This is a genomic window from Bradyrhizobium dasycarpum (assembly GCF_042019905.1).
Classification (GTDB): domain Bacteria; phylum Pseudomonadota; class Alphaproteobacteria; order Rhizobiales; family Xanthobacteraceae; genus Bradyrhizobium; species Bradyrhizobium japonicum_B.
The window spans coordinates 6,388,673-6,413,703 of sequence record NZ_CP169574.1; the positions used below are offsets into that span (position 1 = coordinate 6,388,673).

Annotated in this window: 33 protein-coding genes and 1 riboswitch; of the genes, 12 read left to right on the top strand and 21 right to left on the bottom strand. The window is 65.5% G+C overall.

From position 1 onward, the window contains the following. Positions 1 to 24 precede the first annotated feature (24 nt). Positions 25 to 876 carry a 3-mercaptopyruvate sulfurtransferase gene (gene sseA, locus ACETMP_RS30450; RefSeq protein ID WP_375159024.1) on the top strand — a complete coding sequence of 284 codons (852 nt, stop codon included), beginning with the start codon at positions 25 to 27 and terminating at the stop codon, positions 874 to 876. Positions 877 to 951: 75 nt separating this feature from the next. On the opposite strand, the gene ACETMP_RS30455 is transcribed toward sseA, so the two are convergent. Beyond that, on the bottom strand, positions 952 to 1,767 hold the full coding sequence (locus ACETMP_RS30455) for a hypothetical protein (protein ID WP_375159025.1): 816 nt from the start codon (positions 1,765 to 1,767) through the stop codon (positions 952 to 954). Between the two features lie 369 nt (positions 1,768 to 2,136). Between ACETMP_RS30455 and ACETMP_RS30460 the strand changes: the two genes are divergently transcribed. After that, positions 2,137 to 3,339, top strand: a complete 1,203-nt coding sequence (locus ACETMP_RS30460; protein WP_375159026.1) for a L,D-transpeptidase family protein — start codon at positions 2,137 to 2,139, stop codon at positions 3,337 to 3,339. Between the two features lie 57 nt (positions 3,340 to 3,396). Here ACETMP_RS30460 and ACETMP_RS30465 read toward each other — a convergent pair whose 3' ends face one another. Together ACETMP_RS30465 and ACETMP_RS30470 are read right to left on the bottom strand one after the other, a co-directional pair. Further along, on the bottom strand, positions 3,397 to 4,359 hold the full coding sequence (locus tag ACETMP_RS30465) for a D-2-hydroxyacid dehydrogenase family protein (RefSeq protein WP_375159027.1): 963 nt from the start codon (positions 4,357 to 4,359) through the stop codon (positions 3,397 to 3,399). Between the two features lie 129 nt (positions 4,360 to 4,488). After that, on the bottom strand, positions 4,489 to 4,704 hold the full coding sequence (locus ACETMP_RS30470; RefSeq protein WP_028138146.1) for a hypothetical protein: 216 nt from the start codon (positions 4,702 to 4,704) through the stop codon (positions 4,489 to 4,491). 235 nt (positions 4,705 to 4,939) lie between these two features. On the opposite strand from ACETMP_RS30470, the gene ettA reads away from it, so the two are divergent. Continuing rightward, positions 4,940 to 6,589 (top strand): energy-dependent translational throttle protein EttA, encoded by a 1,650-nt coding sequence (gene ettA / locus ACETMP_RS30475; protein WP_375159028.1) that lies wholly within the window; start codon positions 4,940 to 4,942, stop codon positions 6,587 to 6,589. A 7-nt stretch (positions 6,590 to 6,596) separates the two neighbouring features. Beyond that, complete coding sequence (locus ACETMP_RS30480; RefSeq protein WP_375159029.1) at positions 6,597 to 7,823, top strand: lytic murein transglycosylase; 1,227 nt, start codon at positions 6,597 to 6,599, stop codon at positions 7,821 to 7,823. A 92-nt stretch (positions 7,824 to 7,915) separates the two neighbouring features. On the opposite strand, the gene ACETMP_RS30485 is transcribed toward ACETMP_RS30480, so the two are convergent. Together ACETMP_RS30485 and ACETMP_RS30490 are read right to left on the bottom strand one after the other, a co-directional pair. Then, complete coding sequence (locus tag ACETMP_RS30485; protein ID WP_028138143.1) at positions 7,916 to 8,194, bottom strand: hypothetical protein; 279 nt, start codon at positions 8,192 to 8,194, stop codon at positions 7,916 to 7,918. A gap of 238 nt (positions 8,195 to 8,432) precedes the next feature. Further along, positions 8,433 to 8,771, bottom strand: a complete 339-nt coding sequence (locus ACETMP_RS30490) for a hypothetical protein (RefSeq protein WP_375159030.1) — start codon at positions 8,769 to 8,771, stop codon at positions 8,433 to 8,435. A 143-nt stretch (positions 8,772 to 8,914) separates the two neighbouring features. Here ACETMP_RS30490 and ACETMP_RS30495 point away from each other — a divergent pair, with 143 nt between their 5' ends. From ACETMP_RS30495 to bfr, 3 genes are all read left to right on the top strand, one after another. Continuing rightward, complete coding sequence (locus ACETMP_RS30495) at positions 8,915 to 9,220, top strand: hypothetical protein (RefSeq protein ID WP_375159031.1); 306 nt, start codon at positions 8,915 to 8,917, stop codon at positions 9,218 to 9,220. Between the two features lie 161 nt (positions 9,221 to 9,381). Next, a complete protein-coding gene (locus ACETMP_RS30500; RefSeq protein WP_375159032.1) occupies positions 9,382 to 9,654 on the top strand; it encodes a bacterioferritin-associated ferredoxin in 273 nt (90 codons plus the stop codon). A 133-nt stretch (positions 9,655 to 9,787) separates the two neighbouring features. Continuing rightward, entirely contained in the window at positions 9,788 to 10,276 is a 489-nt protein-coding gene (gene bfr / locus ACETMP_RS30505) for a bacterioferritin (protein ID WP_024339472.1), read from the top strand. A gap of 188 nt (positions 10,277 to 10,464) precedes the next feature. On the opposite strand, the gene ACETMP_RS30510 is transcribed toward bfr, so the two are convergent. The 3 genes from ACETMP_RS30510 to ACETMP_RS30520 form a co-directional block, all read right to left on the bottom strand. Further along, positions 10,465 to 11,067: an MSMEG_1061 family FMN-dependent PPOX-type flavoprotein gene (locus ACETMP_RS30510; RefSeq protein WP_028138139.1), complete on the bottom strand. Its 603-nt coding sequence runs from the start codon at positions 11,065 to 11,067 to the stop codon at positions 10,465 to 10,467. 77 nt (positions 11,068 to 11,144) lie between these two features. Further along, complete coding sequence (locus ACETMP_RS30515; RefSeq protein WP_028138138.1) at positions 11,145 to 11,498, bottom strand: hypothetical protein; 354 nt, start codon at positions 11,496 to 11,498, stop codon at positions 11,145 to 11,147. Positions 11,499 to 11,648: 150 nt separating this feature from the next. Next, positions 11,649 to 12,725: an alpha/beta fold hydrolase gene (locus tag ACETMP_RS30520; protein WP_375162032.1), complete on the bottom strand. Its 1,077-nt coding sequence runs from the start codon at positions 12,723 to 12,725 to the stop codon at positions 11,649 to 11,651. A 137-nt stretch (positions 12,726 to 12,862) separates the two neighbouring features. On the opposite strand from ACETMP_RS30520, the gene ACETMP_RS30525 reads away from it, so the two are divergent. Both ACETMP_RS30525 and ACETMP_RS30530 read left to right on the top strand, forming a co-directional pair. Continuing rightward, positions 12,863 to 13,129 carry a DUF2277 domain-containing protein gene (locus tag ACETMP_RS30525; RefSeq protein ID WP_028138136.1) on the top strand — a complete coding sequence of 89 codons (267 nt, stop codon included), beginning with the start codon at positions 12,863 to 12,865 and terminating at the stop codon, positions 13,127 to 13,129. A 163-nt stretch (positions 13,130 to 13,292) separates the two neighbouring features. Next, the gene (locus tag ACETMP_RS30530; protein WP_375159033.1) at positions 13,293 to 13,514 is read left to right on the top strand and encodes a hypothetical protein; all 222 of its coding nucleotides are present in this window, start codon (positions 13,293 to 13,295) and stop codon (positions 13,512 to 13,514) included. A 35-nt stretch (positions 13,515 to 13,549) separates the two neighbouring features. Here the strand turns inward: ACETMP_RS30530 and ACETMP_RS30535 are convergent, their stop codons facing one another. Together ACETMP_RS30535 and ACETMP_RS30540 are read right to left on the bottom strand one after the other, a co-directional pair. Further along, on the bottom strand, positions 13,550 to 13,798 hold the full coding sequence (locus ACETMP_RS30535) for a helix-turn-helix domain-containing protein (protein WP_375159034.1): 249 nt from the start codon (positions 13,796 to 13,798) through the stop codon (positions 13,550 to 13,552). Positions 13,799 to 14,157: 359 nt separating this feature from the next. Further along, complete coding sequence (locus ACETMP_RS30540; RefSeq protein WP_375159035.1) at positions 14,158 to 14,925, bottom strand: SDR family NAD(P)-dependent oxidoreductase; 768 nt, start codon at positions 14,923 to 14,925, stop codon at positions 14,158 to 14,160. 111 nt (positions 14,926 to 15,036) lie between these two features. Here ACETMP_RS30540 and ACETMP_RS30545 point away from each other — a divergent pair, with 111 nt between their 5' ends. Then, the gene (locus tag ACETMP_RS30545) at positions 15,037 to 15,522 is read left to right on the top strand and encodes a J domain-containing protein (protein WP_375159036.1); all 486 of its coding nucleotides are present in this window, start codon (positions 15,037 to 15,039) and stop codon (positions 15,520 to 15,522) included. A gap of 79 nt (positions 15,523 to 15,601) precedes the next feature. Here the strand turns inward: ACETMP_RS30545 and ACETMP_RS30550 are convergent, their stop codons facing one another. The 4 genes from ACETMP_RS30550 to ACETMP_RS30565 form a co-directional block, all read right to left on the bottom strand. Next, positions 15,602 to 15,853, bottom strand: coding sequence for a hypothetical protein (locus tag ACETMP_RS30550; protein ID WP_375159037.1), 252 nt, complete (start codon positions 15,851 to 15,853; stop codon positions 15,602 to 15,604). Between the two features lie 242 nt (positions 15,854 to 16,095). Next, positions 16,096 to 16,356: a hypothetical protein gene (locus ACETMP_RS30555; protein WP_375159038.1), complete on the bottom strand. Its 261-nt coding sequence runs from the start codon at positions 16,354 to 16,356 to the stop codon at positions 16,096 to 16,098. A gap of 177 nt (positions 16,357 to 16,533) precedes the next feature. Beyond that, positions 16,534 to 16,917, bottom strand: a complete 384-nt coding sequence (locus tag ACETMP_RS30560) for a RidA family protein (RefSeq protein ID WP_375159039.1) — start codon at positions 16,915 to 16,917, stop codon at positions 16,534 to 16,536. A 4-nt stretch (positions 16,918 to 16,921) separates the two neighbouring features. Continuing rightward, positions 16,922 to 17,197: a hypothetical protein gene (locus tag ACETMP_RS30565; RefSeq protein WP_375159040.1), complete on the bottom strand. Its 276-nt coding sequence runs from the start codon at positions 17,195 to 17,197 to the stop codon at positions 16,922 to 16,924. Between the two features lie 174 nt (positions 17,198 to 17,371). Here ACETMP_RS30565 and ACETMP_RS30570 point away from each other — a divergent pair, with 174 nt between their 5' ends. Then, a complete protein-coding gene (locus tag ACETMP_RS30570; protein WP_375159041.1) occupies positions 17,372 to 17,806 on the top strand; it encodes a hypothetical protein in 435 nt (144 codons plus the stop codon). Positions 17,807 to 17,911: 105 nt separating this feature from the next. On the opposite strand, the gene ACETMP_RS30575 is transcribed toward ACETMP_RS30570, so the two are convergent. Next, positions 17,912 to 18,424 (bottom strand): mismatch-specific DNA-glycosylase, encoded by a 513-nt coding sequence (locus ACETMP_RS30575; RefSeq protein WP_375159042.1) that lies wholly within the window; start codon positions 18,422 to 18,424, stop codon positions 17,912 to 17,914. Positions 18,425 to 18,678: 254 nt separating this feature from the next. On the opposite strand from ACETMP_RS30575, the gene ACETMP_RS30580 reads away from it, so the two are divergent. Then, positions 18,679 to 19,017 (top strand): DUF4262 domain-containing protein, encoded by a 339-nt coding sequence (locus tag ACETMP_RS30580; protein ID WP_375162033.1) that lies wholly within the window; start codon positions 18,679 to 18,681, stop codon positions 19,015 to 19,017. 95 nt (positions 19,018 to 19,112) lie between these two features. On the opposite strand, the gene thiC is transcribed toward ACETMP_RS30580, so the two are convergent. From thiC to ACETMP_RS30610, 6 genes are all read right to left on the bottom strand, one after another. Next, on the bottom strand, positions 19,113 to 21,011 hold the full coding sequence (gene thiC, locus ACETMP_RS30585; protein ID WP_375159043.1) for a phosphomethylpyrimidine synthase ThiC: 1,899 nt from the start codon (positions 21,009 to 21,011) through the stop codon (positions 19,113 to 19,115). Between the two features lie 182 nt (positions 21,012 to 21,193). Further along, positions 21,194 to 21,802 (bottom strand): thiamine phosphate synthase, encoded by a 609-nt coding sequence (locus tag ACETMP_RS30590; RefSeq protein ID WP_375159044.1) that lies wholly within the window; start codon positions 21,800 to 21,802, stop codon positions 21,194 to 21,196. Beyond that, positions 21,789 to 22,571 (bottom strand): thiazole synthase, encoded by a 783-nt coding sequence (locus tag ACETMP_RS30595; RefSeq protein WP_375159045.1) that lies wholly within the window; start codon positions 22,569 to 22,571, stop codon positions 21,789 to 21,791. The genes ACETMP_RS30590 and ACETMP_RS30595 overlap by 14 nt, the downstream gene beginning before the upstream one ends. Positions 22,572 to 22,840: 269 nt before the next feature. Beyond that, entirely contained in the window at positions 22,841 to 23,038 is a 198-nt protein-coding gene (gene thiS / locus ACETMP_RS30600) for a sulfur carrier protein ThiS (protein WP_375159046.1), read from the bottom strand. A gap of 7 nt (positions 23,039 to 23,045) precedes the next feature. Further along, positions 23,046 to 24,068: an FAD-dependent oxidoreductase gene (locus ACETMP_RS30605; RefSeq protein ID WP_375159047.1), complete on the bottom strand. Its 1,023-nt coding sequence runs from the start codon at positions 24,066 to 24,068 to the stop codon at positions 23,046 to 23,048. Next, a riboswitch (TPP riboswitch) is annotated at positions 24,056 to 24,192 on the bottom strand. It overlaps the preceding gene by 13 nt. 102 nt (positions 24,193 to 24,294) lie before the next feature. Beyond that, positions 24,295 to 24,873 carry a transglycosylase SLT domain-containing protein gene (locus tag ACETMP_RS30610; RefSeq protein ID WP_375159048.1) on the bottom strand — a complete coding sequence of 193 codons (579 nt, stop codon included), beginning with the start codon at positions 24,871 to 24,873 and terminating at the stop codon, positions 24,295 to 24,297. Positions 24,874 to 25,031: the final 158 nt, after the last annotated feature.

The window sequence follows — 25,031 nt, forward strand, 5'->3', positions numbered from 1 at the left end:
CGGAATGACCACAAGGAAGCACCGATGACCATCGACCCCCTCGTCTCCACCGAATGGCTCGCCGCTCATATCGGCGATGCCAACGTCAAGATCCTCGATGCCAGCTTCAAACTGCCGGGCGTGCTGCCGCTGCCGAAGGACGATTATCTGGCAGCGCATCTGCCGGGCGCTGCGTTCTTCGACGTCGATGCGGTGTCGGACCATTCCAACCCGCTGCCGCACATGTATCCGAGCGCCGAGCAGTTCGGCCGCGACGTCGGCAATCTCGGCATCTCGAACGCCGACACCGTCGTGCTCTACGATGCCGGCGGCTGGGTCGCCGCGCCGCGGGCGTGGTGGATGTTCCTGGCGTTCGGCCACGACAACGTGCGCATTCTCAACGGCGGCCTGAAGAAATGGCGGGCCGAGGGCCGCCCCGTGGAGAGCGGCGAGGTGAAGCCGAAGCCGGCAACGTTCAAGGCGAGCTTTGACCCGAAGCGCGTGCGCAGCATGCAGCAGCTGATCGCCAATGTCGAAAGCCGCGCCGAGCAGGTGATCGACGCCCGCGCCGCCGACCGTTTCGAGGGCCGCGCGCCCGAGCCGCGTCCGGGCATCCGCTCCGGCCACATCCCCGGCGCCCGCAACGTGCCGTATAATCTGCTGTTCGACGCCGCGACCGGCACGATGAAGCCGCTCGAGGATCTGCGCGCTGCCTTCACCAAGGCCGGCGTCAGGCTCGATGCGCCGATCGTCACCAGCTGCGGCTCCGGCGTCTCCGCCGGCGTGCTGACGCTCGCGCTCTACCGCCTCGGGATCACCGACACCGCGCTCTATGACGGCTCCTGGTCGGAATGGGGCCAGGAGGGCGGCCCGGCCATCGCGACCGGTCCGGCCTAGCCTTGCCATTTCCACATCGTCATGGCCGGGCTTGACGATCGCTTCGAAACGATCGCTTGGTCGAAGGAGGGCGCGTCAGCGCGTGCGCGCGGTCGTCGTCGCGAAGGCCGGCTGCTGCTGCTGGCCGAACGGATCGAGCTGCTGCTGCAATTGCTGAGGCGGCGGCCGCCGCACCACGCGCTGCCGCTTCTTCGCCTTCATCTTCGCCTTGCGCTTGGTCGCCTTGTCGTCGGGCTTGCTCTCGACCTTGCTCTCGACCTTGGCCTTCGCCGGCGCATCCTTCACGGCCGTCGTCGCCGGATCGTTCAGCGCGGCCAGCTTCCCCGAAGCGACCTCGGGCGCCGAGGAGGCGGGGGCGGCATGGGGATCGACCGGTGCCGGCTCGCTGGCGGTTGCGGCGGCGGCAGGCTGACCGTCAGGCTTGGCGTCCAGCTTGGCGTCCGGAATCGACGCGGTGGCGTCGGCTGGGGTGAGCGTGTCGGCGGGAGCCGGCGCAGCGGCTTCCGTCGTCGTCTCGGACGCGGCCGGCTCGATGGCCGCAGCGTCCGTGGCGGGCGCAGCGACCTGGGCCGGGACGTCAGCCTCGGTCAGCGCGGCGACCTGCTCCGGCTCGGGCTCGGTTGCCGGCAGTCCAATGGTTGGCACCCGGTCGCGCAACGACGGCTCGGGGTCGGCCGCGACCTCCGGCTCGGCGCGGAGGATTGCGAGCACCGGCGGGGCCGGCTCGGAAGCCCGCGCGAACATCTGCTCCTGCGGGCCGTTCCGCCAGGAGGGGTTGCTGACATACTGCTCGTGGCTTGCGCGCAGCAGCGCGGCCGCGCCCAGGCCGAACACCAGGATGGAGGTTGACAGCAGGATCGCGGCAAACAGGAAGCGAAAGCCGGGAAGCATCGAAGGATTGCGAATTTCCGCCCCGGCGGCGTGGGGTGCCAGGGCCCATGAGCCATCTGAACGCGGTGACGGTACTGTTTGCCGCGTTCGCCGCGCGGGGATCGGAGCTCAAATCGGCGGCGAATCAGGCTGATTCGAACATACCGCAACGATTCCGACCCGTTCCGTTAAATTCGGAGCCGACCTGTCGGGCAATCCGCGGCGCAATGCGATTTCCGCCCCGTGATGCAACGGCGCAACGGTAGTCTTGCGGATCACAAAACGGCAAATCCGGCTCAAATGAGCCTGATATGTCTTGAATGTGCCGCTATCTTCCGTCATCTGGCCGTTAACGGTCCGATCGGGCTTGGGGACTATACAAGAGCGATGATGATCAAACATTTTCTGACGATATGCGCTGCCGCAACGGTCGCTGCGGCCGGAACCTCGCTCGCTCAGGCTCAGAGCTATCCGGTCCAGCAGGTGCCGGCCTACGGCGCACCGTCGGAGTATCGCCCCGGTGATCGCACGCCGAATTTCGATGCGCTGGACGATGACGACGACGGGCTGCCGCACGCATCATTGCCGCCGCCTGGCCCGGCTGACGATCCGCGCTATGGCCGCCCGCTCGGCACGCCCCCGGTCTACTCGGCAGCCCCGCCTCAGGGGCCGGTGATGTCGCCGGACGATCCGCGTTATGGCCGTCCGGCAGGCGCTCCATCGGTCTATTCGGCCGCGCCGCCGCAGGGCCCGGTGATGTCGCCCGACGATCCGCGCTATGGCCGCCCCGCCGGTCCGCCGGCGGTGATTTATGCCGATCGTCCTCCCCAGCAGGCGCCTGCCAATGACGGCCTGCGTCCGCCGGAGGCCGTCGGCGGTCCCGCCGCGACCGGAACGGTCCAGGCCGGCCAGCCGCCCGTCGGCGCCGATGGCAGGCCGATCACGTTGGCCGCGCTGCCGCCCGAGGAACAGCCCGATGCTGCGCCGGTGCAACTGCCGCCGAACCTGCGCCGCCAGGAGGTTTCGTTCCAGACCAAGGAGCCGGCCGGCACGCTCGTGGTCGATACGCCGAACACCTATCTCTACTACGTGCTCGGCAATGGCCGGGCGATCCGCTACGGCGTGCGCGTCGGCCGCGACGGCTTCACCTGGACCGGCGTGCAGAAGATCACCCGCAAGGCCGAGTGGCCGGATTGGCATCCGCCGACCGAGATGATCGAGCGCCAGCCCTACCTGCCGCGCTTCATGGCCGGCGGCCCCGGCAATCCGCTCGGCGCCCGCGCGATGTATCTCGGCTCGACGGTGTACCGCATCCACGGCACCAACCAGCCCTCGACCATCGGCAAGTTCGTCTCGTCGGGCTGTATCGGCATGCTGAACGAGGACGTCTCCGACCTGTTCGATCGCGTCAAGGTCGGCACCCGCGTGGTCGTGATGCCGGGCGGCCCACCGCCGGGAACGGCGACCGCGTCCGCCGCGCCGGCATCCGGTGCTGCTGCCGGTCCGGCTCCGATGTCCGCCCAGGCTGGGCCCGTCCCCGGGACGCAGCCGACGGTGGTGCCGCCGCTGCCCGCGCCGGTGACCGTGCGCTAAGCGCTCCACGAAATCTGATAGAGCGAAGGGCGTGCCATCGGCACGCCCTTCATCGTTTCAGGCCAGCTTGCGCGGCAGCTCGCTGCCTTTGGTGAAGACGTCGATCGCCTCGACCATCTGGCCGTAATGGATGCCAAGACCATCCTTGGTGGCGTAGCCGAGATGCGGCGTCAGCACGAGATTGTCGAGCTTGCGGAAGGGATGCTCGACCGGCAGCGGCTCGACCGAGAACACGTCCAGGCCGGCGCCTGCGATCCTGCGCTGCTGCAACGCCTCGAGCAGCGCCTGCTCGTCCACGATCGGCCCGCGCGCGGTGTTGACGAGGAATGCCGTCGGCTTCATCCGGGCCAGGTCGTCGCGGCTGACGAGACCGCGCGAGCGCTCGCTCAGCACGACATGGATGGTGACGATGTCGGCCCTGGCGAACAGCTCCTCCTTGGTGGCGTAGCCGACGCCGGCGCCCGCGCATTTCTCCGGCGTCAGGTTCGGGCTCCAGGCGATCACGTTCATCCCGAACGCCTTGGCGATCCCGGCCATCTTGCTGCCGAGCTTGCCGAGCCCGACGATTCCGAGCGTCATACCCTCGATCTCGACGCCGGCAAAGGTCTGCCAGGGCTCGCCGGCATGCATGCGCGCATTCTCGCGGCCAATGCCGCGGGTCAACTCCAGGATCAGGCCCATGGCCAGCGGCGCGGTGGGATCGCGGGAATATTGCGTGCCGCCGACGGCGATGCCGCGCGCCTTCGCAGCTTCCATGTCGATCGCGGCGTTGCGCATGCCGGAGGTCAAGAGCAGCTTCAGCTTCGGCAAGCTCTCGAACAGGCTCTTGGGGAAAGCGGTGCGCTCGCGCATCGCGCAGATGATCTCGAAGTCGGCCAGCGCGCTGGCCGCGGCCTGCTCCGAAGCGAAGGGGTGACTGAACACGGTGACGTCGATGCGGTCGGACAGTCTCTGCCAGTCGGCGACGTCGAGCGCGAGGTTGAAATAATCGTCGAGAATTGCACAGCGCAGCCGGCTCATCAGCGTTCATCCATGGCGAGGGGTGAGGGCGCTGGACGTGCGCCATCGTCGGACCGGGCCATGGTTGCGCGCAATCGCAGCAGCGCGCAAGCCGTCTGCGTCTTCAAGAATCCGACAGCAGGGCGGGCTTTAGAGGTCGCGGGGCTTCAGGCGGAACGGCGCATCCATGCCGTGCTTGGCGCGCCAGGCGGGTCCGGGGCCGCGCATGTAGTGCAGCTCGGGCCGGTAGGGATTGAAGGCGGTGGCGAAGAAGCGCTTCCAGAATCCCCTGATCTCCGAGGCGAAGTCGGAGACGTGGCCGGCTTCTGCCGGAACAGGAAGAGAATGGGTCTCGATCAGAGCCATGATGCGGCCTCGCTGTGCTCCCGTTCGTTCTGAGCGGTGGCGCTGTTTCCGCGCGCGAAACCGAGCTTTCGGCCTGATTTATTAAAAGATGGTTTCAATTGTCCGGATCGGTGGCCGGATGGTGTCCGGTCCGTAATCACCCGTGGTGAACGGACGGAAAACGTTGCCCTTTTGGGACGGGCTCGCTACATCGCTGGCAAAGCAAATTTCCTCAAATCGAAGGTTTTCGGGACCGATGGCGCGCCAGTTCATCTACTTCATGCAGGGCCTGACCAAGAGCTACCCGACCCGCAAGGTGCTCGATAACATCCATCTGTCGTTCTACCCGGACGCCAAGATCGGCGTGCTCGGCGTCAACGGCTCGGGCAAGTCGACCCTGCTCAGGATCATGGCCGGCCTCGACAAGGAATACACCGGCGAGGCCTGGGTCGCCGAGGGCGCCCGCGTCGGCTATCTCGAGCAGGAGCCGCAGCTCGACCCCGCGCTCTCGGTGCGCGAGAACGTCATGCAGGGCGTCGCCAAGAAGAAGGCGATCCTCGACCGCTACAACGAGCTTGCGGTCAACTACTCGGAAGAGACCGCCGACGAGATGACCAAGCTGCAGGACGAGATCGAGGCCCAGGGCCTCTGGGATCTCGACAGCAAGGTCGACCAGGCCATGGACGCGCTGCGCTGCCCGCCCGACGATGCCGACGTCACCAAGCTCTCCGGCGGCGAGCGCCGCCGCGTCGCGCTCTGCAAGCTGCTGCTCGACCAGCCCGAACTCCTGCTGCTGGACGAACCGACCAACCATCTCGACGCCGAGTCGGTGTCGTGGCTGGAAGGCCATTTGCGCAACTATCCCGGCGCGATCCTGATCGTCACCCACGACCGCTACTTCCTCGACAATGTCACGGGGTGGATCCTCGAGCTCGACCGCGGCCGCGGCATTCCCTATGAGGGCAATTACTCGTCCTGGCTGGTGCAGAAGCAGAAGCGTCTGGAGCAGGAGGGACGCGAGGACGCCGCGCACCAGAAGACGCTGGCCCGCGAGCAGGAATGGGTCGCGTCCTCGCCGAAAGCGCGCCAGGCCAAGTCCAAGGCGCGCTACCAGCGCTATGAGGAACTGCTCAAGAAGGCGAGCGAAAAGCAGGCCCAGACCGCGCAGATCATCATTCCCGTTGCCGAGCGGCTCGGCGCCAACGTGGTCGATTTCGATGGGCTCAGCAAAGGGTTCGGCGATCGTCTCCTGATCGACAATCTAACCTTCAAGCTGCCGCCCGGCGGCATCGTCGGCGTGATCGGCCCCAACGGCGCCGGCAAGACCACGCTGTTCAGGATGATCACCGGCCAGGAGAAGCCGGACGCTGGGACCATCACGATCGGCGAGACCGTGCATCTCGGCTATGTCGACCAGTCGCGCGATGCGCTCGACGGCAAGAAGACCGTGTGGGAGGAAATTTCCGGCGGCAACGAGCTGATCCTGCTCGGCAAGAAGGAGGTGAATTCGCGCGGTTATTGCTCGTCGTTCAACTTCAAGGGCGCGGACCAGCAGAAGAAGGTCGGTGCGCTCTCCGGCGGTGAACGCAACCGCGTGCATCTGGCCAAGATGCTGAAGTCCGGCGCCAACGTGCTGCTGCTCGACGAGCCCACCAACGACCTCGACGTCGACACGCTGCGCGCGCTCGAAGAGGCGCTGGAGGATTTTGCCGGCTGCGCCGTCATCATCAGCCACGATCGCTGGTTCCTCGACCGCATCGCGACCCACATCCTGGCCTTCGAAGGCGACAGCCACGTCGAATGGTTCGAGGGCAACTTCCAGGACTACGAGAAGGACAAGATGCGCCGGCTCGGCCAGGATAGCATCATCCCGCACCGCATGAAGTACAAGAAGCTGACGCGGTGACGGCGGCATGATGCGGCGGGCGCTCATCGCTGCGGTGATCGCGGTCACCTGCGGCTGGTCGTCCGCCCGCGCCGCTGATGCCGCCTTTACCCAGTTCATCGCTTCGCTCTGGCCGGAGGCGCAGGCCGAAGGCGTCTCGCGCAAGACATTCGACGAGCAGACGCGCGGGCTCGAGCCGGACTACAAGCTGCCCGACCTGATCCTGCCCGGGCGCCCCGCCACGGGCGCGCCGTCGCAAGCCGAGTTCGTGCAGGTGCCGGCGGATTACGTCAGGGAATCCTCGATCGCGCGGCTGGCCGGCGAGGGGCAGCGGCTGCTGCAGAAACATCGCGCCGTGCTGAGCGAGATCGAAAAGAAGTCCGGGGTGCCGGCCACCGTGATGCTGGCGATCTGGGGCCGCGAGACCGATTATGGCCGCTACACGCTGCCTTACGATCTGGTCCGCGTGCTGGCGACCCAGGCCTATGTGGGGCGGCGCAAGGATCAATACCGCACCGAGTTCATCCTTGCGCTGAAGATCCTCGGCGAGGGCGTGGTGACGCGCAAGGACATGCGCTCGTCCTGGGCGGGCGCCACCGGGCTCACGCAGTTCCTGCCATCGGAGTATTACAAGCACGGCGTCGATTTCGACGGCGACGGCCGCATCGACATCTGGCACTCGGTGCCGGATGCGCTGGCCTCGGCCGCGCAGCAGCTCGCCAACAAGGGCTGGCAGAGTGGCGTGCGCTGGGCCTACGAAGTGCAGGCGCCCGCGAAGGTCGATTGCACCGCTGGCGTGCCCGAGGTGACGAAGCCGATCGGCCAGTGGCTGCGCGAAGGCTTCGTGCCGGTGCGTGGCCAGCGCCTGAGCGCACCGGAGCAGGCCCAGCCGGCCTCGCTGCTGCAGCCCGAGGGCATCTACGGCCCGTCATTCCTGACCACCAAGAACTACTTCGTCATCAAGGAATACAATTTCTCCGACCTCTATGTGCTGTTCGTCGGCCATCTCAGCGACCGCATGACCAGCCCGCTGCCGTTCGCAACGCCCTGGTCGGCCTCGAAGCAGTTGCGCACCAAGGACGTCGAGACCATGCAGCGCGGGCTGACGCGGATCGGACTCTACAAGGACAAGATCGACGGCAAGGCCGGCATGCAGACGCGTGCAGCGCTGGGCGCCTATCAGAAGTCGGCGGGCCTCAAGGTCGATTGCTGGCCGAGCGAAGAGGTCCTCCGCTCGATCCAGGCGGCGCGCTAGCGAAGCGGCAAAGAAAAAGCCCGGCCGATGCTCTCGGCCGGGCTTCCCGATCGCGGCGCGCATGCGCCAAGCGATCAGATCAGGCGATCAGATCAGTAGCAGACGCGAACCGGACGGCTGACCCAGCCGTAGCCATCCCAATAGCGCTCACGACGCCAGTAGCAGGGCGCGGGCGGCGGGGGCTCGGCGATATAGACGGGACCGCCATAGGCGGGACGGCTCGAGGCGATCGCGCCGCCGACGATGGCGCCACCGATCAGGCCGGCCGCGATGCCGGCGCCGACGTCACCGGCTTTCGCGGACGGCGTGGCGGTGACCAGCGAACCGGCGACCGTCGCGACCGTGAGGGCGGCAACTAGAGTCTTCTTCATGCTCAGGGCTCTCCTGGGAGATGGGTCCTCTGGTTAGAGGCGCCCGGGTTTCAAAGGTTCACGCACACTCTGATGGAATTGGCCGTCCGGCTAGGAAGCGCGCAAATGGTCAATCCACGGTAAACGCACACGGAGCTGTGACGAGAAAAAGCGGTGTTTTTCAGGCCCCGAGATGAACAGCGTATCCGTAGTGAACCGGTGCAGCTGAAGCCGTCGCAGTGAGCCGGTTGGAGGCGGCTCAGCCACAGACCCTGACGCGGCGGATGCGCCAGGAATGGCCGTCCCAGAAACGCTGCTTCTGCCAGACGCAGCCGCCGCCATAATATCTGCGGCCATAATAGCCGTCGGCGACATAGCCGGGACCCGGCGCATAATAGCGAGGCGGGTAATAGCCGGGTTCGTAGTAGCCCGGACCGGGTCCGTAATAATACGGAGAGGCCAGCGCGCCGCCGACAATGGCGCCGCCGATGATGCCCGCGGCCACGCCCGCGGCGACACCGCGCTGGGCGTGCGCCGGAGTTCCGGCCGCCACGGCCAGGGTCGCGACGGCTGCGACCGCCAGGAGCAATTTCTTCATTGGCTTGACCTTTCGTACAAACACGCTGGAACCGCGGTGGAACCCTTTGGGGCAGAGTTCCATACTTCGCTTGAATGATCAATGAACGGCCCCTTTGCCGGGCGCGACCAAGTCGTGTGAACCGGGTCTGCCAGGAAGCGACGATGGGCAACGCGATGATGAATGCACTGATCGCAGCGGCGGCTGCCTCTGCGATCGGCTACGGCTGGCTGATCCACCTCCAGAATCGCCGCCGACGCGCGCGTGCCGGAGCCGGTGGCGACGGCGGGAGCAGCAGCGAGACCTCCTACAGCAGGACAAATGACGGCTTCTCGCTGGGCAGCTGGTTTTCCGGCGACAGCACGGGGAGCTCGACCGATAGCGGCAGTTGTTCCAGCAGCGACAACGGCGGCGGCGGCGGGGATTGTGGAGGTGGCGGCGACGGTGGTGGGGGCGGCGGCGGCGACTAGATCCGCTCTAATCTTGATCCACCGCAACGCCGGGTTTTGAAGTCCTTCTAGGCTGTCCGTGGGCCAGTTTGGAATAGCTTAAAATACCGGTTTTTCCCTTTGCATCCGGGCGGCCCGTTAAATATCGATGATGACGCATCACCGAAGGGCCTGCCGCTTCCATGATCGTTTGTTCCTGTAACGTGCTGAGCGATGACGACATCCGCGCCGCCGTCGCCGAGTCCGACGACGCCGTGCGCCATGCCAAGCAGGTCTATGGATGCCTCGGCTGTAGCGCCGAATGCGGCCGTTGTGCGCGGACGATCAAGACCATCATCGACGAAGCCCTTGGCCCCTGCGCCCAGTCCTGCTGTGCCGGCTGCCCGCACAGCCACACGATGGCCGCCAATGACGAGACGGCCGCGCCCGCCCAGTTCGCCCTCGCGGCCTGCTGACGTCTTCCCGCCGGATCGGCAGAGCTTTTCCCCGGTTGCGTCTCGGTAGCCAGTTGCCCTCATCCGCAAATTGACTTAGAACCATTCTAAATTCGGTTAGGGCCGATTTGGAATGCAAGAGCTGGAGTGAACCATGCAGGGCGACGCAAAAGTCATCGACTATCTCAACAAGGCGCTGCGTCACGAACTGACTGCGATCAACCAGTACTGGCTGCACTATCGCTTCCTCGACAATTGGGGCCTCCTCGACATGGCCAAGGTCTGGCGCAAGGAATCGATCGAGGAGATGGAGCATGCCGACAAGCTCACCGCGCGCATCCTGTTCCTCGACGGTTTCCCGAACATGCAGGTGCTCGATCCGCTGCGCATCGGCCAGAACGTCAAGGAGATCATCGAGTGCGACCTCGCCGCCGAAATGAGCGCGCGGGCCCTCTACCAGGAAGCGGCGACCTACTGCCACGGCGCCAAGGACTACGTCACGCGCGACCTGTTCGAGAAGCTGATGAGCGACGAGGAGCACCACATCGACTTCCTCGAAACCCAGCTCGACCTGATCGGCCGCATCGGCCTCGAACTCTACACCCAGAAGCACGTCGGCGGGCTCGAGGGCGAGGGACACTGAGCTCCGGCTGTCACCGCATACTCCCTGTCATCCCCGCCTAGTGCGCAATTGCGCACGGGCGCTGGGATCCATAACCACAGGGAGGAGTGTGGGACGAGCGGTCACTTCGAGTCTTCGTCAAACCACTCCCTGTGGTTATGGGTCCCGCATCTGCGCTGCGCTGGTCCGGGACACCATTGTAGCGGCCCTCACAACTGCGTCTTGTAGAGCTCTTCCACGGTCTCCTGGCTGGCCGGTTCGCCGAGGCCGGTCTGGTCGTGAATGACCGTGACGATGCTCGGCATCACCGAGCGCTGCACCTTGTCCGACGACCATAGCTTCGAGCGCATCAGCGCCTTGCCGCAGTGGAAATAGACTTCGCTCACGGCGACGTTCAGCACCGCCCGCGGCGGCTTGCCGAACTCGATCATGGACGCGAGCAGGTCCGGATCGGCCGAGAGCGTGCCGCGCCCGCCGACGCGCAGCGTCTCGTCGATGCCGGGAACGAAGAACAACAGCTGCACGAAGCCCGAGCCCTCGACGACGTTGCGGAAGCTGTCGATCCGGTTGTTGCCGGAGCGGTCGGGCATCAACAGCTGGTTGGGACCGGCGACGTGGACGAAGCCGATGCCGCCCCCGCGCGGCGAGGCATCGACGCTGCCGTCGGCTCCCGATGTCGCGAGCACGCAGAACGGCGACATCTCGATGAACTTCTTCGCATGCGCGTCGATCGCGGGACGCGCTTTCGCGATCACGCGCGGGCTCGGCTTGGCATAGATGGTGGCGAGGTCTTCGGCGCAAAGATCGGTCAAAGGCGTGCCTCCGCATCGGATTGGCGGCAACCTACCCGATCGGCCCGTTGCCAGCCAATGGAATCGATCAAGGCGCGTTATACCGCGTCCGCCGGCACGAAGCAGCTGATGATGATGGCGCCGCGGTGGTGGACGTACCACACCACGGCCTGGCCGACCGGATTGCCCTGATCGCGGATCACCGCGCGCCCGGGCACCTCCATCCATTGTCCTTCGATCGGCACCCAATAGACGCCGCCGCGCACGTCGTACTCGGTACGATGGCCGTCGGAGATGTCGCAGCAGGGCACGCCGTTCGGCGCGATGACGCTCTTGAACCAGGCGCGGATGTCAGGCGGAACATGGTCGTATTGACCGTTGTCGCGCGCGAACGCGGCGCTCGTCAGCGCCGTCATCGCGGCCAGCCAAACGCACAATGCGAGGCTGCGCATGCGGTCCTCCTCGTCGCGTGTCGTGCGATCGGCGCGCAATCGTCCCGCGCGTCGATTCGCATCGTTGGCGCGATTAAGCCCGAGCCCTCAGCGCATTGCATGCTCAAATAATATGCGGCGCCGACGCGTCGCACATGATGCATTGCAAAATCAGCGGCGCGCCGATTCCATGGTTTGCTGAGGCGTGCTCTCCAGCCATTGCCTGATCTGCTCCCTGTAGAACTTCGCATTGCCGGTGGTGCCGTGGCCGCGCGTCTCGGCGCTGGCAGGGATCAGATACAACTTGCCGTTCTTGACCCGCTTCATGGCCGCGTCGGTGATGCCGGTCTCGGGCGGATTGCGCTCGTCGTCGGCGGAATTGATCAGGAGCAGCGACGCTTCGATGGCCTCCAGCTTCTCGCCGGCATTGTAGTCGTGTGAGGACTCCCACTGGTAGACGAAGTCGTTGGCATCTGCCGTGATCGGCGTCGCGAGCCGGTCGTCGACCATCTTGTCGGCCTTGGCCGCGGTCGGGGCCTGCGCTTGATAGGCGAGCGTGCCGCCGATGCTGGCGATGCCGTAGGCCGTGACGGCGTACTTCATCATGCGCGGCTGGCCGGTGTAGTTGCCGCCATTGTAGTCGGGATCGTTGCGGATGGTGTCGAGCATGATCCGCCGCATCATCCAGTTGCGCGAGGCCATCTCGGTCGGCTGCGAGGCCATCGGAATCAGCGCGTCCATCGCCTTCGGATATTTCACGCCCCACAGCCAGGTGTGCATGCCGCCCATCGAATTGCCGATGACGAGCCGCAAATGCTTGACGCCGAGGCCCTCCGTCACCAGGCGGTACTGCGCCTCGACCATGTCGTCGTAATTGTATTTCGGAAAGCTCGTCTTCATGCCGTCGGACGGCTTCGACGATTTGCCGTGGCCGATGCTGTCGGGAAGGATGATGTAGTACTTGGCGGCGTCGAGCGGCTGCCCGGGGCCGAACAGCTCGCCGCCGAAGGAAGGTCCGAGCATGCCGGTGCCCGAGCCGCCCGTGCCGTGCAGCACCAGCACCGGCTGACCTGAGGGCTCGCCGACCGTGGTGTAATGCAGCTTCAGCTCAGGCATGACCTCGCCGGTGTGGAACTTGAAATCCTTGGCGATCCAGTCGCCCTGCCTGGGGGCGGGATAGTCGGCGGCCGTCGCCGACATCGAAAAGGACAACAGGACGGTCGATAGCGCGGCGCAAAGCACCTTCAAGTGTCTCATGTCTCTCTCCCCGTTGCGGCTCGTCGTCAGCGGCCGCGTTGCCATGGAACTTAGCAGAAATGCGGGGAAGGATGTAGGATTTCGGAGCCGCCGATCGTCTTCATGGAAACATTTGGAGAGAGGCCTGCATGTGCCGCAACATCAAGACGCTGTTCAACTTCGAGCCGCCGGCGACCGAGGACGAGATCCACGCCAGCGCGCTGCAATTCGTGCGAAAATTGTCGGGCTTCAACAAGCCGTCGCAGGCCAACGAGGCGGCGTTCGACCGTGCGGTGGCGGAAGTCTCGGAGGCCGCGCGAAGACTGCTGAGCTCGCTGCACACCCATGCGCCGGCGCGTGACCGCGAGGTCGAGGCGGAGCGGGCCAGGGAGCGCTCGCGGCTGCGGTTCGGCTAGAGCAAGATCATGCAAACAACACCCTCAGGCGCGATGGCGATTCATCCAAGTCTCATCGCGCTTTAGCCGCGCCGGCCACTCCTTCCGTGATCTGGCTCACGGTATGGGCAGCCTGATCTTGCCATGATGTCCGCCGGGGTTTTGACAGCCCGGGAGCACGATCATGAGCCGCCCCCTTCTTCCTCTGAAAGCAGGTGCCATCGTTCTCACGCTGCTATGGACGGCGTGGATGATGTGGTGGAGCGGCTCGTTCTCGAGCGCCCACGTGATCATCCTCGCCCTGTGCGGCGCGGCGGTCGGCTATCTCTGGTATCGCGCCATGCGCTGGCAGTTCGAGCGCATGGGCTTGCTGCCGCACAAGGACGATGCGTCCGGCGCGTCCTGATTGGCCCGTGTCCCGGAGCGCCGCTTCGCCGCGCGCTAATCCTGATAAGCGGGCACGTCGATGCCGGAGGCGGCGTAGAGCTTGATCTTGTTGCGCAGCGTGCGCACCGACAGGCCGAGCACGCGCGAGGCGCGGGTACGGTTGCCGTCGCAGCGCGCCAGCGTCTGCAGCACGAGCTCGCGTTCGACCTCATCGACGGTGGCGCCGATCAGAAGCGGAACGATCTCGTTGGGGGCAAGAAATTGGGCGCCCGGCTCGGACGCGGCGACATGAACAGTGGTCATCGATACACTCCCCGATCAACGCCCGCTTCCATCGTTGGAAGCGGATCGAGAACAAACGACCCCCAAGCCGTAGATCTACGGTGATCGGGTTTGGTTAATGAAAGGTTAATCGCGGGGCGCCGCACCCAGATGACCTCAGGAATGCCGCGAAGCCGCCGCGATTGGTGCGAGATGCATGGTGATGCGGACCTATCTGGCGCGGCAGAATACGGTGTCATCGTCCGCGGAAGCGGACGATCCGGTACGCCGCGGCTCCTCGTGGGCGTTTGGCGTCTCCGGAATACTGGATCACTCGCTCCAGTGCGCAATTGCGCACAAGGCGGGTGATGACACTGTGTATGTCGCGAAAGCGTTCTCCCTCACACCGTCCGATAGCCGCCGTCCACCATCACGATCGTTCCGGTGACATAGGCGGACAGATCCGAGGCGAGGAAGAGCGCGGGCCCGACGATATCCTCGGGCTTGCCGGTGCGGGCCAGCGGGGTGTGGTCAATGAAGGCCTGCACCAGCGCCGGATTGGTCGCGCGCACGTTGGCGTTGATGTTGGTCTCGATGAAGCCCGGCCCGATCGCGTTGACGCGCACGCCCTCCTTGCCGAGCTCGGCCGCGAGCGCCTTGGTGAAGCCGAGCACGCCGTGCTTCGAGGTGGTGTAGGCCGCCGAGCTCGGCGTGCGCAGATGCACGAAGGACTGGATCGAGCCGATGTTGACGATGCGGCCCTTGCTGGCGCGCAAGGGGGCGAGGAAGGCCTGCGTCATGTTGAAGACGCCGTTGAGGTTGAGCGAGATGATGTCGTTCCAGTCCTTCGCCACCGTCTCGGTCTCGGCGGTGAAGGCGTTGCGGCGGGTGATGCCGGCATTGTTGACGAGGATCGAGACCTGCCCGACCTTGTCGGCGACCTGCTTCGCCAGCGCGAAGCAATCCTCGCGCCTGACGACGTCGAGCGCAAAGCTCTCGGCCTTGCCGCCCGAATTTCGGATCTCCTGCGCGGCCTCCGCGACGGTGTCGGAATTGACGTCGAGCAGCACCACCTGCGCGCCCTCGCGCGCATAGCCGGCGGCGATCGCGCGGCCGATGCCGGAACCGGCGCCCGTGACGACGGCGATGTGGTTTGCGAGCAAGGCCATGACATTTTCCTCCCGATTTCGTTTCGAAGTTTCACGAAACGCTAACTCGAAATTAACAGGCCGGAAACGGCAGCCTTGGCATACTGTTCGTGATTGCTAAACGTTGCGCGCATGATGGAACGGCTGGACTCTTGGAAACTCGCCCTCGAACGGCTGCGGTCGGCGCCATCCGCCGACTTCGCCGAGGCGGGCCGGCTCGTGGCCGAGATCGCGCGGTCGAACGTCGACGTCACGCTGCGCCAGGCGGCGGAGCAGGCGCTTCCGGTGCTGCGCCAGGCGGTCGACAACGACGATCACGGCATCACGCTGGCGGCGCAGCGCCGCCTCGGTGTGGTGCTCGAGGTCGTCCATGATCTGGCCGCGCCGCGCTTCGGCCGCCGCAACGCCATGCCGAAGAAGCTCTCCCGCGAGGATCATGCCCGCAGGATGCTCGGCCTGCCGCTCGCGGTGCAGCTGACCTGCGAAGACATCAACCAGGCCTATCGCCGCGCGGCCAAGGGCATGCATCCCGACCATGGCGGCAGCGCGCAAGCCTTCATCGACCTCGCCGCCGCACGCGATCTTCTGATCCATCCCGGCGCGCACAAGGACGCGTGAGCGTCTCGGGTCTTCGAAAAGCAAACCGGGCAAGGACGCCCGCGTCCTTGCCCGGTTCTTCGTCCGCCGATCGATTACCTCACCACTTGCAGCTGCCGCTCTTGAGCGCGGCGTCCTTCACCGCGAGTGCGTCGACGAAGGTCGGCACGCTCGCGCTGGCGCGGTGATAGCCGGCCGGCCACGGCGTGGTCGGGATGCTCTCGTCCCAGATCTGGCAGAAGCCGGTGTCCTGCCAGCGGATCAGGTGATAGCCGGCCTCGGCGGGGCTCGCCGCGACGAAGGCGGTGACGGCAAGGCCGGCGGCGGCGCACAGCAGGGAAATACGACGCATGATCAGCTCCTCAAATGAATGATGTGATGCGCCTCCCGGCAATGACGGGGAGGGCGGGTGCCGGACGCTCTGGGTCGATGCGCCCCGGACAAGATGTGAGTAGTTCCGCCTGCCGCTCAGGTTCAACAAACGTGCGCGGGAGATGGCCGCTCGGGGACGGAAAAAACGCGCGGTCCTGCCAAAGATGAGGGGCGGACCGCCTGCGCGATCCGCCCCTGAAATCCGCGTCTGTTGCGGTGCCTCTAAAGCGTGCAGCGGCGCTCGCCGCGCATCTTGATCTGGAGGTCGGACGCCTGCTGGAAGGTCGGGAACGACTTGCTGACGACCTTGTAGGTCGAGGTCCCGATCTGGAGCGGCTTGACCTGCAGGTCCTCGTTCCAGACCTGGCAGATGCCGGTGTTGTCCCAGCGGATCACGTAATAGCCGACCTTCGCGGAGGCGGGCACGGCGAACACGGAACTGGCGATGCCGGCAACGGCACTGAGCGCGAGAAGGCGACGCATGAAATAACTCCTTTGGGATATGGACCGGAAAAACTCGTGCGGTAAAAGCAGGTCCTTTGCAAGCGAGTGAACCGCCACTCACGGACATGTCAGCCCTGCCTTGCGCATTCGGTTCGGCCGCGTGCCCTGCGGGCCACAGCCAGCTGACGTGAGCCTGACATGGCCCTTATTTGAACCTCACTTGGCCAGCGAGGCCACTGCCTCGATCTCGATCAGCATCTCCGGCCTCGGCAGCGCCTGCACCACGCAGGTGGTGCGCGCCGGATAGGGCGGCGGGCCGAAGGCGCCGGCATAGAGCGCGTTCATGGCGGCGACGTCGGAGGCGCGGGTCAGGAGCACGTTGACCTTGGCGAGGTCGCGGATGCCGGCCCCGGCCTCGTCCAGCACGCGCTTGATGTTGACGACGACATTGGCGAACTGCGCCTCGAAGCCATCAGGCAGCGCGCCGTTGGCATCGAAGCCGGGAATGCCCGAGACGAACAGGAGATCGCTGACCCGCGTCGCAAAGGACAGCGGCGGCGCCTTGACGTGCGGCGGGGGCGCGAAATGCTGGATCGGCATGGGATCACCTCGAAGGCGGCGGCTGACGCAGCAGCGTAGCGGCAGGCGCAGCGCACTCAAACCAAAAAATGCGAAAACAACCCCATGCAAAGTAGAAGGAGCTTGAAATCGTTGGGGTTTTCAGAAATTCGAAATCAGCGAATCCGCGCTGTTGCTCCGTCGGGCAAATCAGGGGCAGAATGGCAGCGTGGAAGTGGTCTGTGCTGTAGCCCCAAACTCCGTTGTCATGCCCCGGCTCGTCCGGGGCATCCAGTACGCCGCGGCCCTGCGGTTCAATCATGATCGCCTCTAGGATACTGGATCGCCCGGTCAAGCCGGGCGATGACAGTTGAATGCGATGCTACGTCTCGCGTATCAGGCCCGCGCCCCATCATGTTGCCGCCGCGATCGATCAGATACATTCGCCGCGTCTGATTCGAATCCACTCTTGAAAAATAGCCCCCCGGAGACATCCATGAAGCTCGCTTCCACCTTTCGCGCCGCGCTTGTCGCCATTGCCGCCCTGGCCGGACTTTCGACTGCGGCGCGGGCCGACAGCGGTTTCGTGACGCTGACGATCTACAAGGCGGGCTGGATCATCGGCGGTTCCGGCGGCTCGGGCGTGCTCAACTTCCGCGGCCGCACCTATGGCCTCTCCACCGGCGGGCTCGACTACGGCCTCGTGTTCGGCGGCTCCAAGACCGTGCTGCGCGGCCGCGTCAGCAACATCAACCGCCCGTCCGACGTTGCCGGCGTCTACGGCGCCGCAGGTGCCGGCCTCGCGGTCGGCCGCGGCGCCCGCGCCATCGTGCTGACCAACCAGAAGGGCGCGGTGCTGGAGCTGACCGGTCACCAGGTCGGTCTGATGGCGAACGCCGATCTCAGCGGCCTTGCGATCACGATGCGGTAGGGCGCGATGCGTAGGGTGGGCAAAGGCGCGAGAAGCGCCGTGCCCGCGTACTGTCGCGACTCACGAAGAAATCGTGGGCACGGCGCATGAGCGCCTTTGCCCACCCTACGATGTGATCCACGCCGCCAGCTCGCGCCACGGCTCCAGCGTCCAATGCCCGGATGCCGCCCCCGAGGGCGACGGCAAAACAAAAATCTCCGGCAAGCTCGCATCTCGCTGCTGTTGCCCGAGCGCAATCCCACTCGACGGCCTGCCGTAAAACAAGCTCGCCGCCTTCTTGCTCGTGAACGCGATCGTGCGCGGCCGGTGCGTCTCCATCTTCGCCCTGAACCCGGCCACGTCGATCGTCTCCACCGCGATCTGGTGATCCATCCCCGCGCCCGTCTTGCAGAGATCGGTGAAGCCGATGCCGAGTTCGATCAGCGATGCGAACTCGCTTGGCTGATAGCGCCGCGGCGTAATCCCGGCCTCGTGGAGCGCACGCCAGAAGCGGTTGCCGGGATGGGCGTAGTAGTGCCCGAGCGCGGCCGAGCGCGTCGAGGCGGCGGTGCCGACGAAGACGAGGCGGAGGTTGGGGCGGAGGAGATCGGGGAGGCGGTGGAGCTTGCTATCGGACAAAATCACCTATCCCGGAGTTGTAGCGCGCATGAGCGTCGCGATATGCGTAGCGACAAAGACCCCGGATGTCGCTACGCTCATCCTGGCGACGCCTGTTCATCTGGGTTGAAAATGCAAGATCAGTTCGACTGGCCCGAACCCGAGCACGAAGCCGATAAGGTCATTTTGCGCAACGTACGCAATCACGGCTGCCATATCACGGGCATACCAGATGCAAATCCACCGTTTGCATTTTCAATCGGTCTGCATCTGAACTGCATCCCGAACTCATCATTTTCGGTCAGAGAGCCGAAACGGCGCAGGCCATCATCAACCTTGTCCGTGACCGAGTGCAATCCGGTCATAAATTCGTCGATGGCGATATCTCCGATGATTTGCTGGAGAACGGCTACAAGCTCGGCTTCTGGGAAGTGCCGTTCGCGGCCCATCCCGAATATCTCGGCACGGCGGTCTGGTTCTACTGGAAGTCGCGGCGTGCATTCCCTTGTCTGCAGATCATCTGGCAGGACGTCAATCGGCGCTTCCCTTGGGAGGCGGAATGCTTGCCCCCGGTCAAAGAGGACCAGCCGTTATTGAAGAAGATGATTTCTTGAAGCGAGGTTTCGAAGAAAAAGCCGAACTCTTTGCCCGGCTTCTCTCATAGGGATGGATGCCCGGGTCAAGCCCGGGCATGACGAGGAGAACTCTCTCACAACACCCGATTACTCTCCTTCACCTTCTCCGCATCCAGATACAAGCTCTCGCCCATCTCCTTGAACTTCGCGCTCATCCTCGCCATGCCGTCTTCGGCAGTGCCCTGCATCGACATCCCCACGCTGTTCGGATCGTTCAGCGTCGCCGCGTAGTCCCGCACGTCCTGCGTGATCTTCATCGAGCAGAATTTCGGGCCGCACATCGAGCAGAAATGGGCGACCTTGTGGGCTTCCTTTGGCAGGGTCTCGTCGTGGAAGTTTTTCGCGGTCTCGGGGTCGAGGCCGAGGTTGAACTGGTCGGTCCAGCGGAATTCGAACCGCGCGCGGGACAGGGCGTCGTCGCGCAGTTGCGCGGCGGGGTGGCCCTTGGCGAGGTCGGCGGCGTGGGCGGCGATCTTGTAGGTGATGACGCCGGTCTTGACGTCGTTGCGGTCGGGTAGCCCAAGATGCTCCTTCGGCGTGACGTAGCAGAGCATGGCGCAGCCGAACCAGCCGATCATGGCGGCGCCGATGCCTGAGGTGATGTGGTCGTAGCCCGGCGCGATGTCGGTGGTCAGCGGTCCCAGCGTGTAGAACGGCGCCTCGCCGCACTCTTTCAGCTGCTTGTCCATGTTGATCTTGATCTTGTGCATCGGCACGTGGCCGGGGCCCTCGATCATGACCTGACAGCCCTTGTCCCACGCGATCTTCGTCAGCTCGCCGAGCGTCTCCAGCTCGGCAAACTGCGCGCGGTCGTTGGCGTCGGCGATCGAGCCCGGACGCAGGCCGTCGCCGAGCGAGAACGAGACGTCATACTTGCGCATGAGGTCGCAGATCTCGTCGAAATGCGTGTAGAGGAAGCTTTCCTTGTGATGCGCCAGGCACCACTTCGCCATGATCGAGCCACCGCGGGAGACGATGCCGGTGACGCGGCTGGCGGTGAGGTGGATGTATTGCAGGCGCACGCCGGCGTGGATGGTGAAATAGTCGACGCCCTGCTCGCACTGCTCGATCAGGGTGTCCTTGTACAGCTCCCAGGTCAGCTTGACGGGATCGCCGTTGCACTTCTCCAGCGCCTGGTAGATCGGCACGGTGCCGATCGGCACCGGCGAGTTGCGCAAAATCCATTCGCGGGTGGTGTGGATGTTGCGGCCCGTCGAGAGGTCCATCACGGTGTCGGCGCCCCAGCGGATCGCCCACACCATCTTCTCGACCTCTTCCTCGACCGACGAGGTCACGGCGGAGTTGCCGATATTGGCGTTGATCTTGGTGAGAAAATTGCGGCCGATGATCATCGGCTCGAGCTCTGAGTGGTTGATGTTGCAGGGGATGATGGCGCGGCCGCGCGCGATCTCGTCGCGGACGAACTCCGGCGTGATGAAGGCGGGCACCGAGGCGCCGAAGCTCTCGCCGTCGGCAAGCGCAGCCTCCGCGCGCTCGAGCTGTTGCTTGCGGCCGAGGTTCTCGCGCGCGGCGACGTAGATCATCTCCTTGGTGACGATGCCGGCGCGGGCGAATTCGAGCTGGGTGATCTTGTGGCCGTCGAGGCCGCGCAGCGGCTTGTGATAGGCCGAGAAGGCGCGCGCGGCCTTGTCGGTGGAGACGCTGCCGTTGTCCTCCGGCTTGATCTGGCGGCCCTCATATTCCTCGACGCCGCCGCGCTCCAGCACCCATTGCTTGCGGTTGCGGGCAAGGCCGGCATTGACGTCGATGGTGACGGACGGATCTGTGTAGGGGCCCGAAGTGTCGTACACCGGCAGGTTGGGCTCGCCGGCGCCTTCGGACAGGATGATCTCGCGCAGCGGCACGCGGATATCAGGGGCGGCATCTGGGCTCGCGAAGATCTTGCGCGAGGAGGGCAGCGGGCCGGTGGTGACGGCGGGGACGGTTTTTTCGGGATTGGAGCGGATGTTCATGGGGATCCTCCGGTTTTAATTCGTTAGTTTCGCTGCGCGAGAGGCAATTACCGCTGTCATCCCCGCGAAGGCGGGAATCCAGTACTCCGCGGCGGTACGGCTAGGGCCGAGAAGGCGCGGCGTACTGGATCGCCCGGTCAAGCCGGGCGATGACAGTGTGGGTGAGGTGAGAGCGAGGCGCATCACGCCGCCTCCTTCGACAGGCCGAGCCATTGCCGCACACGTGCGTCCGGGTCTGGGTTCTGGGTGACGTCGCTGACGACCGCGATGGAATCCGCGCCGGCCGCAAAGATCTCCGCGGCGTGCTCGAACTTGATGCCGCCGATGGCGACCAGCGGGATGGTGCCGATGCGCTGCTTCCATTCGGTGATCTTGGGAATGCCCTGCGGCTCGAAGCGCATGGATTTGAGCGTGGTGAAGAAGATCGGGCCGAGCGCGATGTAATCGGGCTTGGCTGCGAGCGCGGTGGCAAGCTCGGCGTCGTCATGGGTGGAGATACCGAGCTTGAGGCCGGCCTCGCGGATCGCGCCGAGATCGGCCTCCGCGAGATCCTCCTGGCCGAGATGCAGATATTCCGCACCGGCGACGATCGCGGCCCTCCAATAGTCATTCACGACCAGCTTGGCCTGCGTGCCTTTCGTGATCGCCAACGCGTCGGAGACCATCTGCAGCGCCTGCGAGTCGTCGAGCTCCTTGGCGCGCAGCTGGATGGTGCCGACGCCGAGCCTGGTCAGGCGCTCGACCCATTTCAGGCTGTCGACGACGGGATAAAAGCGATCAGGATACGGCATGCCAGAACGGGGTCCCAACGACAGGGGTGGAGGGGGAGGCGAAGTCGCGGGCGTTCATCAGCCCGGCCTCGAAGGCGGTGCGGCCGGCTTCGATGCCGAGGCGGAAGGCCTTGGCCATCGCGACCGGGTCGGCGGCTTTTGCGATCGCGGTGTTGAGCAGCACGGCATCGTAGCCGAGCTCCAGCGCCTGCGCGGCGTGGCTGGGCGCGCCCAGGCCTGCGTCGACCACCAGCGTGATGTCGGGCAGGCGCTCGCGCAGCAGCCTCAAGGCATCGCGGTTGGTGATGCCCTTCGCGCTGCCGATCGGCGCGGCCCACGGCATCACCACCTTGCAGCCGGCATCGACCAGGCGGTTCGCGACCGAGAGATCCTCGGTGCAATAGGGAAACACCTCGAAGCCGTCCTTGGTCAGGATGCCGGCGGCTTCGACCAGGCCGACGACGTCGGGCTGCAGCGTGTCGTTGTCGGCGATGACTTCCAGCTTGATCCAATTGGTGCCGAACAGCTCGCGCGCGAGCTTGGCGGTGGTCACCGCCTCGCGCACGGTGCGGCAGCCCGCGGTGTTCGGCAGCACTGACACGTCGAGCTCGCGGATCAGCTTCCAGAACGAATCCCCGGTCTTGCCGCCCGCGGATTCGCGCCGCAGCGACACCGTGACGATGTTGGCGCCGGAGGCGCGGATCGCGTCCTGCATGATCGCGGGCGAAGGATAGAGCGCGCTGCCGATGAGCAGGCGCGAGGCGAAGGTCTTGCCGTAGAAGGTCACCATGTCGAATTTCCCGTCATTCCGGACGGGCCGCGGCACGCGGTCCGATCCGGAATCTCGAAGTTGTGGCGCGAGATTCCGGGTTCACGCTTCGCGCGCCCCGGAATGACGGACCATTGCAGGTGTCATCCCCGCGAAGGCGGGGATCCAGTATTCCAGAGGTCGCGCGGCTGGAACCGTGAAGCCGCGGCGTACTGGATCGCCCGGTCGAGCCGGGCGATGACAGCGGAGTGTGTGGCAGGCGTCGGGCCAACGAACGAAGAGCCATCACCTCACCCTCCCTGCCGCGGCGTGATGATCTCGATCTCGTCGCCGGCCTTCAGTGCGGTCTCGGCCCAACGGCTTTTCGGCACGACGTCGTAGTTGAGCGCGATCGCGAAATGGGTGCCCTCGTAGTCGAGCTCGGCAAGCAGCGCATCGACGCTGGCCGCACTCACCTCGCGCTGCTCGCCGTTGACGATCAAACGCATGGTATGATCACCCGCATTGCATCACCTCGTTGTCGATCTGGCCGCGCTCGACATAGGCGAGCGTCAGCTCGGCGAGCGCAGGCGCGATCAGAAAGCCGTGGCGGTAGAGGCCGTTGACGGAGATCGTCCTGCCGCGAATGCCGATACGCGGCAGGTTATCGGGGTAGGCGGGACGAAGCCCCGAGCCGAACTCGACGATGCGGGCTTCGCCGAAGGCCGGGTGCACGGTATAGGCGGCGCCCAGAAGCTCCAGTGCGGAGCGGACGCTGACGCCGGTGTCCTCGGCCTCGATCGAGGTCGCGCCCAGCATGAACAGATTGTTCTCGCGCGGGATCACGTAGAGCGGCCAGCGCGGATGCATCAGCCGCACCGGGCGCGCCAGCTGCACCTCGGACGTCTCGATCAGGATCATCTCGCCCTTGACGCCGCGAAGCTCGCTGTGCTCGTCGCGGGCGCCGAGGCCGCGGCAGTCGATCACGATGCCGTCAGGGTCCTTGGCGAGATCGCTTGCGGTCACGTCGCTTTCGAACTTGATGGTGCCGCCGGCGGCGCGGATGCGCGCGTGCAGCTGCGGCAGCACGCGGCGCGGCTCGACATGGCCCTCGGCCGGGAAGAACAGCGCGTCGCGGAAGCGGCCCTCCAGCGACGGCTCGAGCTCGGCGAGGCCGGCGGCGTCGAGCCGGCGGTGGTCCTCGGTCATGCGGGCAAAGCGCTCGAAATCGTTGCGCTCGCGCGGATGGGCGACGACGAGCGAGCCGTTGAACGGCGTGTCGGGCAGCTCGCGCCGCCAGATGTCGAGCGAGCGCAGCCCGAGGCGGCTGATGATGGGCTCGGCGACTTCCGCCTCGCAATAGGGCGCGAGCATGCCGCCGGCCCAATGGCTGGTGGCGTCCGTCATCGCCTCGTCACCGCGCTCGTGCAAGGTCACGGCATGGCCGGCCTGTGCGAACAACAGGGCCTGCCAGGCGCCCGCAATGCCTGCGCCGATGATGGATACCGGTGAATCCGGTCGCTTGGTCTTCTGCAACATCCCTGTCCCTTCGCCGGCATGACCCGGATCAGGTTCAAAGGGTCACCGCGGTCTTGGGCAGCCGGTGTTGGCGGCCCATTTAGCGGTATCTCAGCTCCTCCTCGGAGCACCCCTCGGAACGGTGCTAATGTAGGACAGTGGGGCGGGGCGGTCAACGCGTGTTGGCGCAGGCCGGTCATTCCGGGGCGGTGCGCAGCATCGAACCCGGAATCTCGAGATTCCGGGTTCAGTCCTGCGGACTGCCCCGGAATGACGGTTCGTGTGGAAGCTGCGCCCGCGCGTTGCGGACGCGCTGGGCCAGCTTCCGATGCGGAGCGGCGGCGAACATCGGCTGCGGGTTGCCGTTCGGCTCGAGCCACGGCTGGCCCATGCTGCCGTCGCTCATGGTGGCGAGCTGCACGCCGTCCTGCCGCTGGCGCTTGGCGACGTAGTAATAGCCGCCGGCAAAATAACGCACGGCGCGGGCGTGGTCGCCATTGGCGGCGCGATAGGCGCCGGCGAGGTATTTCACGGCATAGGTGAGGTTGGTGTTGGGATCGCGCAGGCCGGCGGCATCGCCGGTGTAGCCGACGCCGCGGGCGGTCGCGAGCTTGATCTGCATCAGGCCGATGGTGCCGCCGCGGCCGACCAGGTGGGGCTGATAGCGGCTCTCGCGCATGATCACGCGGTGCACCAGCGCTTCCGGCACGCCGTTGGCGCGGGCATGGGCCGCGACCATCTCGGCATAGTCGGCTTGGCCGGCGAACGCGGCTTGCGGCAATGTCAGTCCGGCTGCGAGCAGCGCGGCAATGCGTAAAATTTTCATCAGATATTCCTTAGGCCCTTGGGCCCGTGGGTGTGACCTGCGCCCGCCGCCGTTAGGCCTTCCGAACGCGGCGATGATGTGACCAAACGCCGCCAATGGCGATTTTGCGGCGCCGAGCCGCTTTGACGACTCAATGCCGGGGTACGGGTTCCCTCAGG

Excerpts from the sequence above, each read along its gene's own strand:
- ACETMP_RS30515 (WP_028138138.1), bottom strand. The coding sequence starts at position 11,498 with ATGCGCAGCCTCGCATTGTGCGTTTGGCTGGCCGCGATGACGGCGCTG.
- ACETMP_RS30470 (WP_028138146.1), bottom strand. The coding sequence starts at position 4,704 with ATGGCTCTGATCGAGACCCATTCTCTTCCTGTTCCGGCAGAAGCCGGC.
- ACETMP_RS30490 (WP_375159030.1), bottom strand. The coding sequence starts at position 8,771 with ATGAAGAAATTGCTCCTGGCGGTCGCAGCCGTCGCGACCCTGGCCGTG.
- ACETMP_RS30530 (WP_375159033.1), top strand. The coding sequence starts at position 13,293 with ATGAGCCGCCCCCTTCTTCCTCTGAAAGCAGGTGCCATCGTTCTCACG.
- ACETMP_RS30460 (WP_375159026.1), top strand. The coding sequence starts at position 2,137 with ATGATCAAACATTTTCTGACGATATGCGCTGCCGCAACGGTCGCTGCG.
- ACETMP_RS30610 (WP_375159048.1), bottom strand. The coding sequence starts at position 24,873 with ATGAAAATTTTACGCATTGCCGCGCTGCTCGCAGCCGGACTGACATTG.
- ACETMP_RS30480 (WP_375159029.1), top strand. The coding sequence starts at position 6,597 with ATGATGCGGCGGGCGCTCATCGCTGCGGTGATCGCGGTCACCTGCGGC.
- ACETMP_RS30500 (WP_375159032.1), top strand. The coding sequence starts at position 9,382 with ATGATCGTTTGTTCCTGTAACGTGCTGAGCGATGACGACATCCGCGCC.
- ACETMP_RS30590 (WP_375159044.1), bottom strand. The coding sequence starts at position 21,802 with ATGCCGTATCCTGATCGCTTTTATCCCGTCGTCGACAGCCTGAAATGG.
- ACETMP_RS30455 (WP_375159025.1), bottom strand. The coding sequence starts at position 1,767 with ATGCTTCCCGGCTTTCGCTTCCTGTTTGCCGCGATCCTGCTGTCAACC.
- thiS (WP_375159046.1), bottom strand. The coding sequence starts at position 23,038 with ATGCGTTTGATCGTCAACGGCGAGCAGCGCGAGGTGAGTGCGGCCAGC.
- ACETMP_RS30595 (WP_375159045.1), bottom strand. The coding sequence starts at position 22,571 with ATGGTGACCTTCTACGGCAAGACCTTCGCCTCGCGCCTGCTCATCGGC.
- ACETMP_RS30550 (WP_375159037.1), bottom strand. The coding sequence starts at position 15,853 with ATGCGTCGTATTTCCCTGCTGTGCGCCGCCGCCGGCCTTGCCGTCACC.
- ACETMP_RS30540 (WP_375159035.1), bottom strand. The coding sequence starts at position 14,925 with ATGGCCTTGCTCGCAAACCACATCGCCGTCGTCACGGGCGCCGGTTCC.
- ACETMP_RS30565 (WP_375159040.1), bottom strand. The coding sequence starts at position 17,197 with ATGATTGAACCGCAGGGCCGCGGCGTACTGGATGCCCCGGACGAGCCG.
- ACETMP_RS30485 (WP_028138143.1), bottom strand. The coding sequence starts at position 8,194 with ATGAAGAAGACTCTAGTTGCCGCCCTCACGGTCGCGACGGTCGCCGGT.
- sseA (WP_375159024.1), top strand. The coding sequence starts at position 25 with ATGACCATCGACCCCCTCGTCTCCACCGAATGGCTCGCCGCTCATATC.
- bfr (WP_024339472.1), top strand. The coding sequence starts at position 9,788 with ATGCAGGGCGACGCAAAAGTCATCGACTATCTCAACAAGGCGCTGCGT.
- ACETMP_RS30535 (WP_375159034.1), bottom strand. The coding sequence starts at position 13,798 with ATGACCACTGTTCATGTCGCCGCGTCCGAGCCGGGCGCCCAATTTCTT.
- thiC (WP_375159043.1), bottom strand. The coding sequence starts at position 21,011 with ATGAACATCCGCTCCAATCCCGAAAAAACCGTCCCCGCCGTCACCACC.
- ACETMP_RS30570 (WP_375159041.1), top strand. The coding sequence starts at position 17,372 with ATGAAGCTCGCTTCCACCTTTCGCGCCGCGCTTGTCGCCATTGCCGCC.
- ACETMP_RS30495 (WP_375159031.1), top strand. The coding sequence starts at position 8,915 with ATGGGCAACGCGATGATGAATGCACTGATCGCAGCGGCGGCTGCCTCT.
- ACETMP_RS30525 (WP_028138136.1), top strand. The coding sequence starts at position 12,863 with ATGTGCCGCAACATCAAGACGCTGTTCAACTTCGAGCCGCCGGCGACC.
- ACETMP_RS30545 (WP_375159036.1), top strand. The coding sequence starts at position 15,037 with ATGATGGAACGGCTGGACTCTTGGAAACTCGCCCTCGAACGGCTGCGG.
- ACETMP_RS30465 (WP_375159027.1), bottom strand. The coding sequence starts at position 4,359 with ATGAGCCGGCTGCGCTGTGCAATTCTCGACGATTATTTCAACCTCGCG.
- ACETMP_RS30555 (WP_375159038.1), bottom strand. The coding sequence starts at position 16,356 with ATGCGTCGCCTTCTCGCGCTCAGTGCCGTTGCCGGCATCGCCAGTTCC.
- ACETMP_RS30605 (WP_375159047.1), bottom strand. The coding sequence starts at position 24,068 with ATGTTGCAGAAGACCAAGCGACCGGATTCACCGGTATCCATCATCGGC.
- ACETMP_RS30560 (WP_375159039.1), bottom strand. The coding sequence starts at position 16,917 with ATGCCGATCCAGCATTTCGCGCCCCCGCCGCACGTCAAGGCGCCGCCG.
- ettA (WP_375159028.1), top strand. The coding sequence starts at position 4,940 with ATGGCGCGCCAGTTCATCTACTTCATGCAGGGCCTGACCAAGAGCTAC.